The sequence below is a fragment of the Janthinobacterium algoris genome, assembly GCF_051380935.1.
GTDB lineage: Bacteria > Pseudomonadota > Gammaproteobacteria > Burkholderiales > Burkholderiaceae_D > Janthinobacterium.
In genome coordinates, this window is record NZ_JBNYXZ010000011.1 from 1 (window position 1) to 16,163 (window position 16,163).

Genomic DNA, 16,163 nt, shown 5'->3' on the forward strand with positions numbered 1-16,163 from the left:
CAGCTTTACTGCTTCTTCTCGAAGCTCTGGCGTGTATGTTGTTGAGCGTTTCATATGTTCTCCAGTTGGTGAAGTTTGCCAAACAAGAGTGTCCGAAAAAGTCAGGGTACCTCATTGATATTTGACGGCGAAACGGGTGAGTACAGTATTCCATTTCGATAGTTGCAGTGTTATCCAACAAAAATATTGACTTTATCAATTTGTTTGTCTTTTGTTAGTCTTGGTTGGAAAATTTTGATGCGTAAGGCGTTACCCAGGACAAGCGGTTTTTATGACGTTTTCATGGGAGAGATAGCCGTAGCCGCCATGCTGGAAAACGGTCGGGATGGCGGTGCCGCGCATGCCAGTGTTGCGACCCGGAGCAAGACAAATAGTTGAATAAAATAAAAACATTGCTCAATTTCAATGTAAAAAAACAACAGAAAAAGAGTATTTGACAGTTTTTTCTTCAATCCCTTCAAGATTCGACCATGTTAATTGACAATATTTTTCCTGTTACAGATACTTACTTGTGTCAAAATTTTGATACATAAAAGTGCCACATGAGCCACTGTGATCCAGTTGCTTGGTGTTCATTAAAAATTACAAGTTGAGATTGCTAATACATGATGCTGAGTAAACCAAAATTAAGCCCTATCAGTAAGGCGGTGTTTTTTGCTTTAAGCGCCATTGCTGCCTCCGCCCACGCACAAAACACCGCAGGTACCGCAGAGCCGGTCATGCAACGTGTTGAAGTGACTGGTTCGAACATCAAGCGCATGGATAGCGAAACCGCCTCGCCGGTGACCATAATGCGCCGTGATGAAATCAAGGCGACTGGCGCCAATACCGTGCGCCAGATTCTCGATACGCTGACCTCGTTCGACACGGGGGCGATCAAGGATGACGGCAACTCCACCAGCTTTGCGCGCGGTGCGTCCGGCGCATCGATGCGTGGCCTGGGCACCGGCGCCACCCTGGTGCTGGTCAATGGCCGCCGCGTTTCCAATTATCCGTTCGCCAATGGAGCCAAAGATACCTTTGTCAACCTCGATTCCATTCCGGCCGACGTGATCGACCGCGTCGAGGTACTCAAGGACGGCGCTTCCGCGATCTACGGTTCCGATGCCCTGGCTGGCGTGATCAACATCATCACCCGCAAGAGCTTCCAGGGCGTCAGCACCAGCGCCAACTATCAGCAGGGCATAGACCCGAATATCGGCAAGCAAACGACGGTTGGCCTGTTGGCCGGCTATGGCGATCTGGAAAAAGACAACTACAACGTTTTCTTCAACGTCGAAGGCTATAAGCGTGAAGGCTACAAGCTTAGCAAGGTGCTGCGCGAGTATCCTGAGTGGCACAAAAAATATGTTTCCACCGCCTTCGGCGATCCTAGCCTGACCTCGTTCCCGGGTAACCTTAACGAAAGCGGCCGCAAGGTGCGTCAAGCAGTCAAAGGCTGTGGCACTTTCAATGCTGCCGGCCTGTGCGTCAGCGATTTGAACGGCATTAACCCGGTGTCGGATGGCGCCGAACGCGTCAATCTGTACAGCGCATTGCACTTCAAGCTCAGCGACACCACGCGCGGTTTCGCTGAAGTGTCGTATTCGGAAACCCGCACCAATTACTCGCCACTGCCATTCGGTATGGCTGCCGGTTCGCCATGGACCTGGTTCGACGGTAATGTGAAGAAATCGCAAACCGTGCAGAAACCTAAATTGCCGGCTAATTCCGCCTACAATCCGTATAACTTCCCGGTTGGCCTCGACTATCGTTTCATGGACGCCAACATGGATTGGACTTCCCCAGCAAAAGCGACGCAGTACCGTGTCATGGCTGGCCTGGAAGGCACGATCGGCGCCTATGACTGGGAGGCTACCATCGGGCGTACCGGCGGTGAGGGCACCTTGCGCAACCGTGGCGCCCACCGTGACCGCCTGCCTGCCGCGATTGTCAGCGGCGAGTACAAGTTAGGTGGCGGCAACAGCGATGAGCTGCTGAACCGCATGTTCCCAGTCGCTGGTACCGATTCCCACCTGTCGACCAACTTCATCGACGCCAAGTTGAGCGGCGACCTGATGGCCTTGCCTGGCGGTCCATTGGCGTTTGCTTTTGGCGCTGAGTTGCGTCAAGAAAAGATGTACATCAAGTCGGTCGACGCTGTGATGAATGCCGAGATCATCAATACAGGTTCCCTGTGGATCGATGGTCAGCGCAACCTGAGCGCGGCATACCTGGAGCTGAACGCGCCCGTGTTGAAAGGCCTGGAATTGAACGGCGCGCTGCGTCTGGACAAGGCGCCAGGTTTCTCGGCCCACGTGTCGCCTAAACTTGCTGCGCGCTGGACGGTAACGCCGAAGCTGATGTTGCGCGGCACGATAGCCGGTGGATTCCGCGCTCCGAATATCCCGGAAACACTGGGTAAAGTGGGCGTGACCGGTTTTTACAACAGCATACTTGATCCAAAACGTTGCGATACTGCCACCGCGATGCGCGATATCCTGAAAAGAGGTAATGCCAACGACGTTTCCGATTCGTCTACCGCCTACAACTCGGGATGCCTGACATCGGTTCCGGTCATGATTTCGTCGAGCTCGACCTTGAAACCGGAAACCTCGCGCAGCCTGACGCTGGGCTTCGTGGCAGAACCGATCAAGAACATCAGCGTCGCAGTCGATTACTTCAAGATCGAACGCCGGGACGAGATCGCCACGCGCGACGTACCGTATGTGCTGGCCCGTGAAGATGTTGCTGGCTATGCTGAGAAACTGGCGCGCAATCCGATCAGCGACACCGATCGTCGTCTGGCAGCGCGTGCCAACGAACTGTCGCCAGGCGCGAACCTCGCCTGGGGTGCTGGCAGCATTCAATCGCTGTTCCTGGGCTATGAAAACTTCGGCAAGACCGATACCCAAGGTGTGGATATCGACGTGAACGGCCGCTTCTCCGCTGGCGAGTATGGTAGCGTGACGATGGGCCTGGCGACCACCGTAGCCCTGAAGCTGCGCTACTGGGACATCGATGCCAACCAATACCGTCCAAACACCGTCGGCTTGCGTGGCAACCCGCGTGTCGTGTCGGTATTTAGTACAGCATGGCGCAAAGGCCCTGTCACGGCTGGCGTGCGCGTCAACTACAAGTCGGGAACGACATTGAACAACGACGAGACGGATGAAGGCCGCTGGGGCGATGCTGGTTGCCGTGCTGCGTTGAAGACCGACGAGATGCCATGCCGCGTGGGTAGCGACGTGCGTACCGATCTGAACTTTGCATACACGGGCTTCAAAAACCTGCGTTTGCTGGCAAATATCAACAACGTCTTCGATCAGCAGCGTCCAATCAACGTGCGTGACGGTTATGTGCTGCGTCCACGTACCCTGAAACTGGGTGCCGAATACACGTTCTAATAAGAAAAGAAGGGCAGCGCGAGAATGGGCTGCCTGATGATCTGGTTCCGCCTACCTGGTATGCGGCACCTCTGGCGCAGGGCGGGTAACCGCCCTGCGCTTTTTTGTTGCTTTTTGCGTATTACATCCCGCCCCACAATGCCGCCAGCGTCGCCAGCGCCGTCAATCCCGCCGTTTCCGTGCGCAGAATGCGCGGCCCCATCGACAGCCCGATGGCGCCGGCGGCCAGGGCGGCTTTTTCTTCCGCTTCCGAAAACCCGCCTTCCGGCCCCACCATCACGGTGATCGCTTGCGGCGGCTGGTGGCGGGCCCAGTCGGCCAGCGACTGTTCCGCGCGTGGTGTCAAAATGATGCGCTTATTGTTGTCATTCGGAAAATCTTGCTGGCTGCTCCAGCGATTGAAGTCTTGCAATGGCGCCAGCTGGGCCAGGCGGTTGCGCCCGCATTGTTCCGAGGCGGACACGATGATGCCTTGCCAATGCGCAAGTTTTTTCTCGGCCCGCTCGCTGGACAAGCGCACCACGCAGCGCTGCGCCGCCAGCGGCACGATGCCGGCTGCACCAAGTTCGATGGCTTTTTCGATGATCCAGTCCATTTTGGACGCTTCCGGCAGCGCTTGCGCCAGGGTCACGGCATACGGCAGTTCCGCTTCGCGCGCCACGTGCGCCTGTATTTCAGCCGTCACGCTGCGCTTGGCGACCGCCACCAGGCTGGCCTGCACTTCGCCGCCTTCGCCATTGAATAGGGTGATGACGTCGCCCGGCGCCAGGCGCACGACCTGGATATGGTGGGCGACAGTCTCCGGCAGGGAGATGGTGGCGCCGGCGACGAGCGGCTGGGGGCAGAAAAAACGCGGCATGCAAATCCTCAACGGGGGGTAAGTGGGGTGGAAAGACGTCAAAGTATAGCCATTTGGCGGGCCAGTACGCCGCAATTCTAATTTGCAGCCCCCCAGTCTGGTAAAATAGTTGACTACAGAAAGCAGCCGGCTTCCCTGTCCGCGCTGTTGCAAACGAATCCCAAACTCGCGACTGACCCACACCATCATGACAACTACGCTCCCGACTACCAAAATGGCCAATGCGATCCGCGCACTGGCAATGGACGCTGTACAAAAGGCCAATTCCGGCCATCCAGGCATGCCGATGGGCATGGCCGAGATCGCAGTTGCCCTGTGGAGTGGTCACTATCGCCACAATCCAGCGAATCCAAAATGGCAGAACCGCGATCGTTTCCTGTTGTCGAACGGCCACGGCTCGATGTTGCACTACGCGCTGCTGCACCTGACGGGCTACGACCTGTCGATGGATGACATCAAGGCCTTCCGCCAGATGCATTCGAAAACCCCGGGCCACCCGGAAGTCGATGTCACTCCCGGCGTGGAAACGACCACCGGCCCGCTGGGCCAGGGTATCGCCAACGCCGTCGGCATGGCCCTGTCGGAGCAATTGCTGGCCGCTGAATTCAACAAGCCAGGTTACGACATCGTCGACCACTACACCTATGCTTTCCTGGGCGACGGTTGCTTGATGGAAGGTATTTCGCACGAAGTGTGCGCGCTGGCCGGCACCCTGGGCTTGAATAAACTGATCGCCCTGTACGATGACAATGGCATTTCCATCGACGGTAAAGTCGAAGGCTGGTTCACGGACGACACCCCGGCGCGCTTCGAAGCGTACGGCTGGAACGTCATCCGCGCCGTCGACGGCCATGACGTTGCCGCCGTGGCTGCCGCCATCGCCGCCGCCAAGACCGCATCGAAGCCAACCTTGATCTGCTGCAAGACCATCATCGGCAAGGGTTCGCCTAACCTGCAAGGCGGCGACAAGGTCCACGGCGCCGCGCTGGGCGACAAGGAAATCGCCGCCGTGCGCGAATACATCGGCTGGGATGCGGCACCGTTCGAAATGCCGGCCGACGTGTATGCTGCCTGGGATGCCAAGAAACAGGGCGCTCTGGTGGAAGCGGACTGGAATGAGCGATTTGCCGCCTACAGCCGCGAATTCCCGCAGCAAGCCGCAGAACTGACCCGCCGCATGCAGGGCGAGTTGCCACAGGCATTCGAAGCGGCCCTGAGCGCCGCCATCGCTTCCTGTGTGGAAAAGAAAGAAAACATCGCCACCCGCAAGGCTAGCCAGAACGCCATCCAGGCACTGGCCTCGTCCTTGCCTGAATTCCTCGGTGGCTCGGCCGACCTGACCGGTTCGAACCTGACCAACTGGAAAGAGTGCGTGGCCGTGCGTTCTGGCCAGCCTGGCAACCATATCAACTACGGCGTGCGCGAATTCGGCATGAGCGCCATCATGAACGGGATCACCCTGCACGGCGGCTACATCCCGTTCGGCGCCACGTTCCTCACGTTCTCCGACTACAGCCGCAATGCGCTGCGCATGGCTGCCCTGATGAAGCTGCGTTCGATCTTCGTGTTTACCCACGATTCGATTGGCCTGGGTGAAGACGGCCCGACGCACCAATCGGTCGAGCACGTCTCGTCGATGCGTTTGATCCCGAACCTGGACAACTGGCGTCCATGCGACACCGTCGAGTCGGCCGCTGCCTGGGGCGCCGCCGTGCGCCGCAAGGATGGTCCGTCGACCCTGATCTTCTCGCGCCAGAACTTGCCATATCAGGAACGTAGCGCCGAACAGATCGAGAACATCTACCGTGGCGGCTATGTGCTGAACGACGTGGCCGACGCCAAGGCGATCCTGATCGCCACCGGTTCCGAAGTGGAACTGGCCGTGGCCGCCGCCAGCGCGCTGGCCGCGGAAGGCATTAATGTGCGCGTGGTGTCGATGCCATCGACCGACGTGTATGACCGCCAGGACGCCGCCTACAAGGCCAGCGTGCTGACAAAAGGCGTGCCGCGCGTGGCCATCGAAGCGGGCGTGACCAGCTTTTGGTACAAATACGTGGGCCTGGAAGGCGCCGTGGTCGGTATCGACACGTTCGGCGAATCGGCGCCTGCCGGCGTGCTGTTCAAGCACTTCGGCTTCACGGTCGAGAACGTCGTGGCCAAGGTCAAGGCTGTCATCGCCGGCTAATATTGATTTTTAACAGCCCTGACGATGTGTTCGCCTGGGCTGTGCATGTACCTTCTTTTTTAATCAGGAGCAGAGTATGACGATCAAAGTTGCAATCAATGGCTACGGCCGCATCGGCCGTAATGTGTTGCGCGCTTTCTACGAAGGCGGCAAAAAACAGGATATCCAGATCGTTGCCATCAACGACCTGGGCGATGCCAAATCGAACGCCCACCTGACCCGCTACGACACCGCGCACGGCAAGTTCCCGGGCACGGTGACCGTCGAAGGCGACAACATGATCGTCAATGGCGATCCGATCCGCGTGTTTGCACAGCGCAACCCGGCTGAAATCCCATGGGGCGAGCTGGGCGTGGACGTCGTACTGGAATGCACGGGCTTCTTCACCACCAAAGAGAAAGCTTCGGCTCACTTGAAGGGTGGCGCGAAAAAAGTCATCATCTCGGCACCAGGTGGCAAGGACGTCGATGCGACCGTCGTGTTCGGCGTGAACCACTCGGTATTGAAATCGACCGATACCGTCATCTCGAACGCATCGTGCACCACCAACTGCCTGGCACCGCTGGTCAAGCCACTCAACGACGCCATCGGCATCGAAACGGGCCTGATGACCACCGTGCACGCCTACACCAATGACCAGGTGCTGTCCGACGTGATGCATGAAGACCTGCGCCGCGCCCGTTCGGCCACCATGAGCATGATCCCGACCAAGACGGGCGCTGCTGCCGCCGTTGGCCTGGTCCTGCCTGAGCTGAATGGCAAACTGGACGGCTTCGCCATCCGCGTGCCGACCATCAACGTGTCGCTGGTCGACCTGACCTTCATCGCCAAGCGCGACACCACCGTGGAAGAAGTCAACGCGCTGATGAAAGCCGCATCGGAAGGCGCCCTGGAAGGCATTCTGACGTACCAGACCGAACCGCTGGTGTCGATCGACTTCAACCATAACCCGGCTTCGTCGAACTTCGATTCCACCCTGACCAAGGTATCGGGCCGTTTGGTGAAAGTATCGTCGTGGTACGACAATGAGTGGGGTTTCTCGAACCGCATGCTCGACACTACTGTCGCACTGATGGGTGCCAAGTAATTGTTGACCGCATAAGAAAGAGCGCCCTTCGGGGCGTTTTTTTCGTCCGTATGATTAAAAACGGCGCCGGTAAAAGCGCCACAGCACGCGCAAGTCGCGCAGCACGGGCACGCCGGACAGCAGGGTCAGCACGCCGGCCAGGATGATGGTGGCGGCCGGAAAGCCGATGTGCTTGAAAGCCAGGGCGCCGCTGACGCCGCCGATGAAGAAGCAGCTGATCAGTAGGCTGTGCGTTCTCAGCTTGCCGCGGTTGACCTTGACCATCCGGTCCGGCAGGTGGCGCCGGTTGTAATACGCCATTTTGCCCAGTTCGATGCCGATATCGGTGGACAGGCCCGTCACGTGCGTGGTGCGGATGACGGCGCCCGAGATCTTGGTGATGATGGCGTTCTGCAAGCCCATGACAAAGCACAGCAGCAAGATGGTGACGGGGCCCAGCACGTCGGGCATGGCCGCCAGGTAGTTGCCCGTCAGGCCGAACAGCAATAACAGGGCCGCTTCCAGCAGCAGGCTGGCGGCAAACTGACTGTGCAGCCGGCGCCGCTTGCCCCAGTTCACCATAATGGCGGTCACGGCCGCGCCGCTGACAAAGGCCAGCCACGCGCCCAGCGCGGCCAGGGCCAGCGTGATATTGCCCAGCGCCAAGTCGTCCGCCATGCCCGAAACGATACCCGTCATGTGCGAGGTATAGCCGCCGATGGCGAGAAAACCGCCTGCATTCACGGCGCCTGCCACCAGCGCCAGCACACAGCCCAACTGCAGGTTGGCTTGTGTATCGCGTGCCGATCCGCTCAGGCGGGACAGGTAATGGAGCGGCATGCGGCTGCGGTTTCCTCTTGCCGTGGTTTATTTATAGATGCCGGAACCGACGATCATATTGTCGACCCGTTCGATGTAGCCGGACTTTTGCTCGACCACCTTGGTCAGCGGATTCGGCCACTTGAAGTCTACCCAGCCCCGTCCGGCTGGCGTGCTGGCTGTGGCGATCAGCGACTTGACGATGGCCTTGCCTTCATTGTCCTTCAGGTCTATCAAGTTCTTGCCGACCATCTTGGGATTGTTGCCGTGCGCCAGGGTGACGCCATTCATGTCGTACACATAAATGTACAGGTCGCGGTCATGGAAGCTGGTGTTGGCGGCATCGGCAATGGCGGCAAAGGCCTTTTCCTTGCCATCGGCCTTGATCATGGCCACGGCGCGCTTGGTCATGGCGATGGCTTCGTCTGCGCTGCCTTTGGGGGCGGCCCATGCCGCTGCCGGCATGGCGCAGATGATGAAACTGGCAACAAGGGCATTGATGCCCGTTTTTACACTAGTCTTCATACGCTGTCTCCTGGGATGATAGGCAATCCCGGCGCGGCCTGTTGTACGGCACTACTGGGAAGTGGAATTGCCTGTACGTATCATACGCCGCCGCCGGGCTTATGCAATCGTTGCGGGAAAGATCGTGTGCCACAGGCGCATCACATTCTGCGCATGCACGCGCACCCGTTCCGGTTCCACGCGGGCCAGGTCTTGCCCCTGCAGGCGCAACTGGTGCTGGAGCTTGCGCAGCGCGCGGTAGGCGTCGGCGACCAGGCCGGCCAACTGCGCGTCGATCAGCCCCAGTTCGCCGCACAGGCGCAGCAGGGCGATATTGCCCGAGTTGGCCGTCAGCTGCGGATACTGCGCAGCATGCTGCAGCACCAGGTATTGCACCATGAATTCGATGTCGATCATGCCGCCCGGATCTTGTTTCAAATCAAAGCTGCCGGGGCGGGGCGGATGCGCATCGAGCATCTTCTTGCGCATGGCCACCACTTCGCCCTTGAGCGGACCGTTTTCCGGCCGTTCCTTGCGCAAGATCGTGTCGCGGATGCGCTCAAAATGCTTGCCGATGGCGACGTCGCCGGCACAAAAGCGCGCGCGCGTGAGCGCCTGGTGTTCCCACACCCAGGCCGCGCTGCTCTGGTAGCGCTCGAACGCCTGCACGCTGGAGACCAGCATGCCCGAGGCGCCGTCGGGGCGCAGGGCGATGTCGATATCGAACAGGATGCCGGCCGAAGTGTGCGAGGTCATCCAGGTAATGAAGCGCTGCGCCAGCTTGGCGTACAGGCCGGGAGCGTCCTGGTCGTCGTCATCGAACAGGAAGATGACGTCCAGGTCGGAGACATAACCCAGTTCCTTGCCGCCCAGCTTGCCGTACGCGATGACGGCGAATTTCGGCACTTCGCGGTGGCGCGCCGGCAAGGTTTGCCAGACGGCTTGCACGGTGGCGGCAACGATGATGTCGGCCAGCTGCGACAGGTAATCGGCCAGTTTTTCCACGCTCAGGTCGCCTGCCAGGTCTTGTGCCAGACACTGGAACAGCTGTGCGTGGTGTGTTTCGCGCAGGATATCCATCTGTCGCTCCGTGTCGCCGGGCGCGTCGTCGAGCTGGCGCTGCAGGTCCAGCGCCAGCGCGGCCGGATCGGGCACCGTGTTGCGGATGCGCTCATCCAATAGTTCGTCGAGCAGGATCGGGTGTTGCGTGAGGAAAGTAGCGGCCCAGCCGCTGGCACACACCATGCGCACGACGCGCTCGAGCGTGTGCGGGTATTCCGTCAGCAGCGACAAATAGGCCGAGCGGCGCGCAATCGCTTCCAGGAAATCGAGCAGGCGGCCCAGGGTGGCCAACTGGCTGGCGTTACCGTTGGAAACGGAGCAATCGGTGATCAGGGGCAGGGCGGAATTGACGAGGGCGACGAGGCGCGTGCGGCTCGCCTCGGGCAAGGATTGCAGGCGCGGCGCCTGCCAGGTGGCCAGTAGGCGCCGTGCGCAGGCGGCAGGTTCATGGAAACCCAGGGCGGCAAAGCGCGCCTCGATGGCTTCCTGCTGGTCCGAGGCGGCGCAGTCGTTCGACGTTTGCGGGTCGATGCCCGTGTCGGCCGGTGGCGTGCCGCTGCTCTTGTCGCTGAACATCTCGTCAAATTGTCCTGCGACAAACACACGGTGCGCGTCCAGCTGGACCAGCAGGGTGGGCGTGTCGGGCAAGCCCATCATCTGCGCCACGGTCAGGCGGTCTGCCTCGTTGGCGGGCAGGGTGTGGGTTTGCGCATCGTCCAGGTATTGCAGCCGGTGTTCCAGGTTGCGCAGGAAAGTGTAGGAAGCAAGTAATTGTTCCACGATGGCCGGTTCCAATAACCGCTTGTCTGCCACCGTGCGCAGGGTGGCACGCGTGGAACGCTCGCGCAGCTCGGCGTCGCGCCCGCCGCGTATCAATTGAAACACTTGCGCCAAGAATTCGATTTCGCGGATGCCGCCCCGGCCCAGCTTGACGTTGTTGCTGCGGTCGGGGTGCAGCCGTTCTTGGCGGTTGACCTCGGCGCGGATCTGGCCGTGCATGGTGCGGATGGCATCGATGACGCCGAAATCGAGGTAGCGGCGGAAGACAAACGGGCGCACGATGGCGTCGAGCGAGGCGATGTCTTCCGGCTTGCCCGTCACGGCGCGCGCCTTGACCCAGGCATAACGCTCCCATTCGCGGCCCTGCACGATCAGGTATTGCTCCACCATGCCCAGGCTGGCGGCCAGCGGACCCGAGTTGCCGTTCGGGCGCAAGGCCATGTCCACGCGGAAAGTAAAACCGTCTTGCGTGATCTCGGCCAGGGCGGCGATTAGTTTCTTGCCCATGCGAATGAAAAACTCGTGATTGGACAGGCTGCGCTGGCCCGGCAGGGTGACTTGCGTGTCGCCATCTTCCGGGTAAACAAAGATCAGGTCGATATCCGACGAGACGTTCAGCTCGCCGCCGCCCTGCTTGCCCATCGCCAGCACCATCAAGGCCTGTTCCTGGCCCGACTCCTCGCCGACAGGCATGCCATGCAGTACCACCATCTCGGCCATGATGGCGTCCACATGCGTGCGGATGGCGAAATCGGCAAAGCCCGTCATGGCCGTGACGACTTCGTTCAAGTCGGCCTGGCCGCCAAGATCGCGCTCGATCAGGCCGCAGACGAGCAGGTTGCGCAGGCGGCGCATGGCCCGCTCGGGCGGCAGCGGCGGCGTGGCGGCGTTCGCTTGGTTGGCCAGCGCGGCGGCAAAATCGAGTCCGTCGAGCTGCGCGCGCACCAGTTGCGCTACCTGTACGGTGCGCTCGGGGGCTGCACCCAGCCAGCGCTGGTAGAAACGGGAGGCGGAGATCAAAGGCTGTGTGCTCATGGTGTCGGTAAGGCTCTCGTGGATGCTGCTTGCATGGTTCTTGTTTAACTTGGCTGTGAACGGCGGGGGATGCGGTAAAATTGTGCCGCTGGCGCGAATGCCGTCGGCAGTGTGTGCTCTTCCGGACGATGGTAAGGGAGGCTTTGCTCAGAAGCAAGCGCAAGGATGCAGGCGCGCACCACGAATGCAGACGATTTTTGCCATTATTTGACGCCGGGCCAGTTTATTAGCTTATTGATGCAAAAACCGCCAGAAGCAAGCGTGACAGAACATGTGCCATTGGCCCTGCGCTGGCAGCGGCTGCGTGCCGCCTATCGCATGGCCAACCTGGCCACCCATCACATGTTGGGTTTTACCATCAAACTGGTGCTGCTGGCGTATTTCGCCTTCGCCGTGCTGTTCTTATTTCTGCGCTACGCCATCTTGCCCAATATCGATTACTACAAGGGCGATATCGAGCGGGCGGCCAGCCGCGCGCTGGGCAACCCTGTCAGTATCGCGCGCATTTATGCCTCGTGGCATGGCGTGCGGCCGAATCTCTTCCTGGGCGACGTGAGCCTGCGCGACCAGGCGGGCCGCCAGGCGCTGAGCTTGCCGAGCGTCTCGGCCACCGTGTCGTGGTGGAGCGTGCTCGGTTCCGTGCGCTTCGACACCCTGGAAATCACGCGGCCCGACCTGGACGTGCGGCGCAGCAAGGATGGCAAACTGTATGTGGCCGGCGTGTTGATCGACAGCAGGCAAGGCAGCGATGGCAAGGGTGCCGACTGGCTGCTGTCGCAGCATGAGATCATCATTCGTGATGGCAAGGTGCGCTGGACGGATGAAGCGCGCGGCACACAAGAGCTGGCACTGGAAAAGGTCAACTTGCTGCTGCGCAACCGCTGGCGCAGCCACCGGCTGGGTTTGCAGGCTACGCCGCCCGCCAGCCTGGCCGCGCCCATCGATGTGCGCGCTCACTTCACGCACCCCCCTTTCAGCCAGCGCATCTCGGACGTGTCGATGTGGAAGGGCGAGTTGTACGCGGACTTGAAAAACGCCGACCTGGCCGCCTGGCGGCGCTACCTCGATTATCCGTTCGACTTGAGCCAGGGCAAGGGTGCCCTGCGCGCCTGGTTAAGCCTGGATCATGCACGCCTGGCCGGCTTCACGGCCGATGTGGGCTTGACGGAGGTGCAGGCGCAGCTGGGCGAGCATATCGCCCCGCTCGACTTGCTGTCGGTCAGCGGACGTATTTCTGCAAAGGAAGAGCTGTCGGCGCAGGTGCCGGACGGCAAGCCAACCTTTGGCGCGAATGGACACCAGGTGGAGTTGACGAATTTCGCGGTGGAAACACGCGATGGCCTCAGCCTGCCGCCCACGACCTTGTTCGAACGTTTTGTTGCCGCCACGAAGCGCAAGCCGGCGCGCAGGGAAATCAAGGCCAAGTCCCTCGATTTGCACACCCTGGCCGCGCTGGCCGATAAGTTGCCGCTGGGCGAGCAGCAGCGCCAGCGCCTCGACGCCCTGGCGCCGCGCGGGCGTTTGCAGGATTTTTCAGCGCAATGGGAAGGCGACATGGCCACGCCCGCCAGCTACCGCCTGCGCGGCAAGCTCATCGATCTGGGCCTGAATGCGCAGCCGGCGCGCCTGGCCGTGGCGAAGACGGCGACCAGTGCCGCGCAGGCAGCTGCGCCGGCCATTCCCGGCTTCGACCACCTAACCGGCAGCATCGACGCCAACGACAAGGGCGGCAGCATCGCTATCGATGCGCAAGACCTGGTGCTGCAGTTTCCCACGTACTTGAGCGAACCGGCCTTGCCGTTCGAGCAATTCGCCATGCAGGCGCGCTGGACCTTTGAAGCGGACAATATGCTGCAAGTCGGGTTAGACAAGCTCGACTTCAATCAGCAAGGCTTGCGCGTCGCCTTGCAAGGCACGCACCGCCTGCCGCTCGATGGCAAGAACCTGGGCCAGGTGGATTTGACGGGCACGATCGACAATTTCCAGATCAACACCATCGGCCGCTATCTGCCGCTGCAAACACCCGAGCATCTGCGTCACTGGCTGACGGGCGCGCTGGAAGGCGGCGTGGCGCGCGACGTCAGTCTGCGCCTGCGCGGCGAACTCGAACATTTCCCCTTCAAGGCCGATACGCCCGCCCAGCGCAATCGCGGCGACTTTCGCGTGGCCGGCAAGATCGAGAATGGCAGCCTGAATTACGCGCCCGGCGAATTTGCGGAAAACGGCCCGCTGGCGGGCAAGGCGCCCCGCTGGCCGCTGGCGGAAAAAATCAAGGGCAGTTTTGTCTTCGAGCGGGCGCGCATGGAAATTCGCGGCGACACGGCCACCACGGGCGGCGTGGCATTGACGAATGTCAAAGCCGTGATTCCCGACCTGAGCGTATTCGACACCTTGCTCGACATTGAAGGCAATGCGGCCGGCCCGATGCAGGAATTCCTCAAGTACGTGACGGCCAGCCCCGTGCTGGGCTGGATCGAGCATTTCACGGATGAAACGACGGCGACGGGCAACGCCAAGCTGGCATTGAAGCTGCACCTGCCGATCGAGCGCATGCTGGAGTCGACCGTGCAGGGCAGCTTGCAATTGGCGGGCAATGACGTGGTGCTGTTCCACGACATGCCGCCCGTGCTGGGCACGCAGGGCAAGATCGAGTTCAACGAGAAGGGCGTCAATCTGAATGGCTTGAATGGTAGCCTGCTGGGCGGGCCATTGGCCATCTCGGGCGGCACGCAGGCGGACAATTCCATTCAGGTGAAACTGGCCGGCAACATGACCATCGATGGCTTGCGCAAGACCTATCCGGCGCCCGTGATGCAGCGCCTGGCGAAACATTTGAATGGCGGCGCGCGCTATAGCGGCCTGATCACGGCGCGCGACCACCAGGTGGTGGTCAATGTCGAGTCGCCGCTGACGGGCCTGGGCCTGGATTTCCCCGCCCCCCTGAAAAAGCCGGCCGGCGACAGCTTGCCCGTAAAATTTACCCTGACGGGCAACGCGGCGAACGGCGCCGGCCTGCGCACGGACGATATCCGCATCGCGCTGGGTTCTGGTATCGCTGCCCGCTACCAGCGCCAAAAGCAGGGCAAGGACGCCTGGCGCCTGGTGCGCGGCGGCATCGGCGTGAACGTGCCGGCGCCGGAACCGGACAGCGGCATGATGCTCAACGTGAATATGAAAACGCTGGACGTGGATAGCTGGATCGCCGCCGGCAGCGAGATCGCCGGCAGCGCCACGGCCCCGGCCGATGCGGGCGGCAACGCCGACGATGCACCCGATATCGCGCATTATGTGGTGCCGGACATGATGGCGGCGCGCGCCAGTGAACTGATATTGGGTGAGCGCAAGCTGGAAAACGTGGTGGTGGGCGCCACGCATCAAAAGGATGTGTGGCAAGCCAATATTGACGCGAAACAAGTTTCGGGCTATGTGACGTGGCTGGAAACGCCATCCGGTCTGGGCAAGATGACGGCGCGCCTGTCGTCGCTGATCATTCCGGAGTCGGCCGCCAACGATGTGAAAAATTTGCTGGAAGGCAAAAACGGCGCCCAGTCGATTCCCTCGCTCGATATCATCGCCGAGCAATTTGAGCTGTTCAACAAGAAGATTGGCCGGCTGGAGTTGCAGGCCTATAACACCATGGCGGCGGGCGGGCGCGAGTGGCGCGTGGGCAAGCTGCAACTGTCGAATCCTGATGGCGCGCTGAGCGGCAATGGAAAATGGGTCATCAAGGATGGGCAAAGCACGACCAGCCTGCGTTTTGGCCTCGATATCGTCGATGCGGGAAAGTTGCTCGACCGCTTCGGCTTTGCCGACACGGTGCGTCGTGGCAAGGGGCGTCTGAGCGGCGACATCGCCTGGAATGGTTTGCCGTATTCGCTCGACATTCCCACCCTGTCGGGACAGATCGAGATGAACGTGGAAGCGGGACAGTTCCTCAAGCAGGATCCGGGCGCGGCCAAGCTGTTGGGCGTGCTCAGCCTGCAAGCCTTGCCGCGCTTGCTGAAACTCGATTTCCACGACGTGTTTTCCGAAGGCCTGGCCTTCGACGGCATCACGGCCAACGCCAGCATCAAGCGCGGCGTGGTGACCACCGACAACCTCAAGATGCACGGCGTGGCGGCCACCGTACTGATGGATGGCACGGCCGACATCGCCAATGAGACGACGAATTTGCACGTGGTGGTGATTCCGGAATTTAACCTGGGCACGGGGCCGCTCGTGTATGCGCTGGCCGTCAATCCCGTCATCGGCCTGGGCAGTTTCCTGGCGCAATTGTTCCTGCGTGCTCCCGTGATGAAGGCCCTCACTTACCACATGCAGATCGCCGGCCCATGGAAATCGCCCGTCGTAAGCAAGCTCAATGGTGGTAAATTGGAGCCTGTCGCCGTTCCCGCCGCTGCAGCGGCGGCGCAGGATGCTGTCGCTAAATAAATGCCGCACAGTAAGCTCGCAGTGCGCTTGAAGGGT

At 60.6% G+C, this 16,163-nt stretch carries 8 protein-coding genes; 4 read left to right on the forward strand and 4 right to left on the reverse strand.

The annotated features are described in order from the left end of the window. Positions 1-719: 719 nt before the first annotated feature. The gene (locus ACQ4W7_RS17010; RefSeq protein ID WP_436531938.1) at positions 720-3,386 is read left to right on the forward strand and encodes a TonB-dependent receptor domain-containing protein; all 2,667 of its coding nucleotides are present in this window, start codon (positions 720-722) and stop codon (positions 3,384-3,386) included. A gap of 121 nt (positions 3,387-3,507) precedes the next feature. Here the strand turns inward: ACQ4W7_RS17010 and ACQ4W7_RS17015 are convergent, their stop codons facing one another. Continuing rightward, on the reverse strand, positions 3,508-4,245 hold the full coding sequence (locus ACQ4W7_RS17015; RefSeq protein ID WP_436531940.1) for a 16S rRNA (uracil(1498)-N(3))-methyltransferase: 738 nt from the start codon (positions 4,243-4,245) through the stop codon (positions 3,508-3,510). 187 nt (positions 4,246-4,432) lie between these two features. Here ACQ4W7_RS17015 and tkt point away from each other — a divergent pair, with 187 nt between their 5' ends. Together tkt and gap are read left to right on the forward strand one after the other, a co-directional pair. Continuing rightward, positions 4,433-6,430 (forward strand): transketolase, encoded by a 1,998-nt coding sequence (tkt, locus tag ACQ4W7_RS17020; protein ID WP_436531942.1) that lies wholly within the window; start codon positions 4,433-4,435, stop codon positions 6,428-6,430. A 76-nt stretch (positions 6,431-6,506) separates the two neighbouring features. Continuing rightward, positions 6,507-7,517, forward strand: a complete 1,011-nt coding sequence (gene gap, locus ACQ4W7_RS17025; protein ID WP_426074300.1) for a type I glyceraldehyde-3-phosphate dehydrogenase — start codon at positions 6,507-6,509, stop codon at positions 7,515-7,517. A gap of 54 nt (positions 7,518-7,571) precedes the next feature. On the opposite strand, the gene ACQ4W7_RS17030 is transcribed toward gap, so the two are convergent. The 3 genes from ACQ4W7_RS17030 to glnE all read right to left on the reverse strand — a co-directional run bounded on the left by ACQ4W7_RS17030 (position 7,572) and on the right by glnE (position 11,696). Continuing rightward, the gene (locus ACQ4W7_RS17030) at positions 7,572-8,336 is read right to left on the reverse strand and encodes a YoaK family protein (RefSeq protein WP_426074301.1); all 765 of its coding nucleotides are present in this window, start codon (positions 8,334-8,336) and stop codon (positions 7,572-7,574) included. A gap of 27 nt (positions 8,337-8,363) precedes the next feature. Then, entirely contained in the window at positions 8,364-8,840 is a 477-nt protein-coding gene (locus ACQ4W7_RS17035; RefSeq protein ID WP_426074302.1) for a cache domain-containing protein, read from the reverse strand. A 99-nt stretch (positions 8,841-8,939) separates the two neighbouring features. Next, complete coding sequence (glnE, locus tag ACQ4W7_RS17040) at positions 8,940-11,696, reverse strand: bifunctional [glutamate--ammonia ligase]-adenylyl-L-tyrosine phosphorylase/[glutamate--ammonia-ligase] adenylyltransferase (protein WP_436531945.1); 2,757 nt, start codon at positions 11,694-11,696, stop codon at positions 8,940-8,942. A 261-nt stretch (positions 11,697-11,957) separates the two neighbouring features. Between glnE and ACQ4W7_RS17045 the strand changes: the two genes are divergently transcribed. Further along, a complete protein-coding gene (locus ACQ4W7_RS17045) occupies positions 11,958-16,127 on the forward strand; it encodes a YhdP family protein (protein WP_436531947.1) in 4,170 nt (1,389 codons plus the stop codon). The last annotated feature ends 36 nt before the right edge of the window (positions 16,128-16,163 follow it).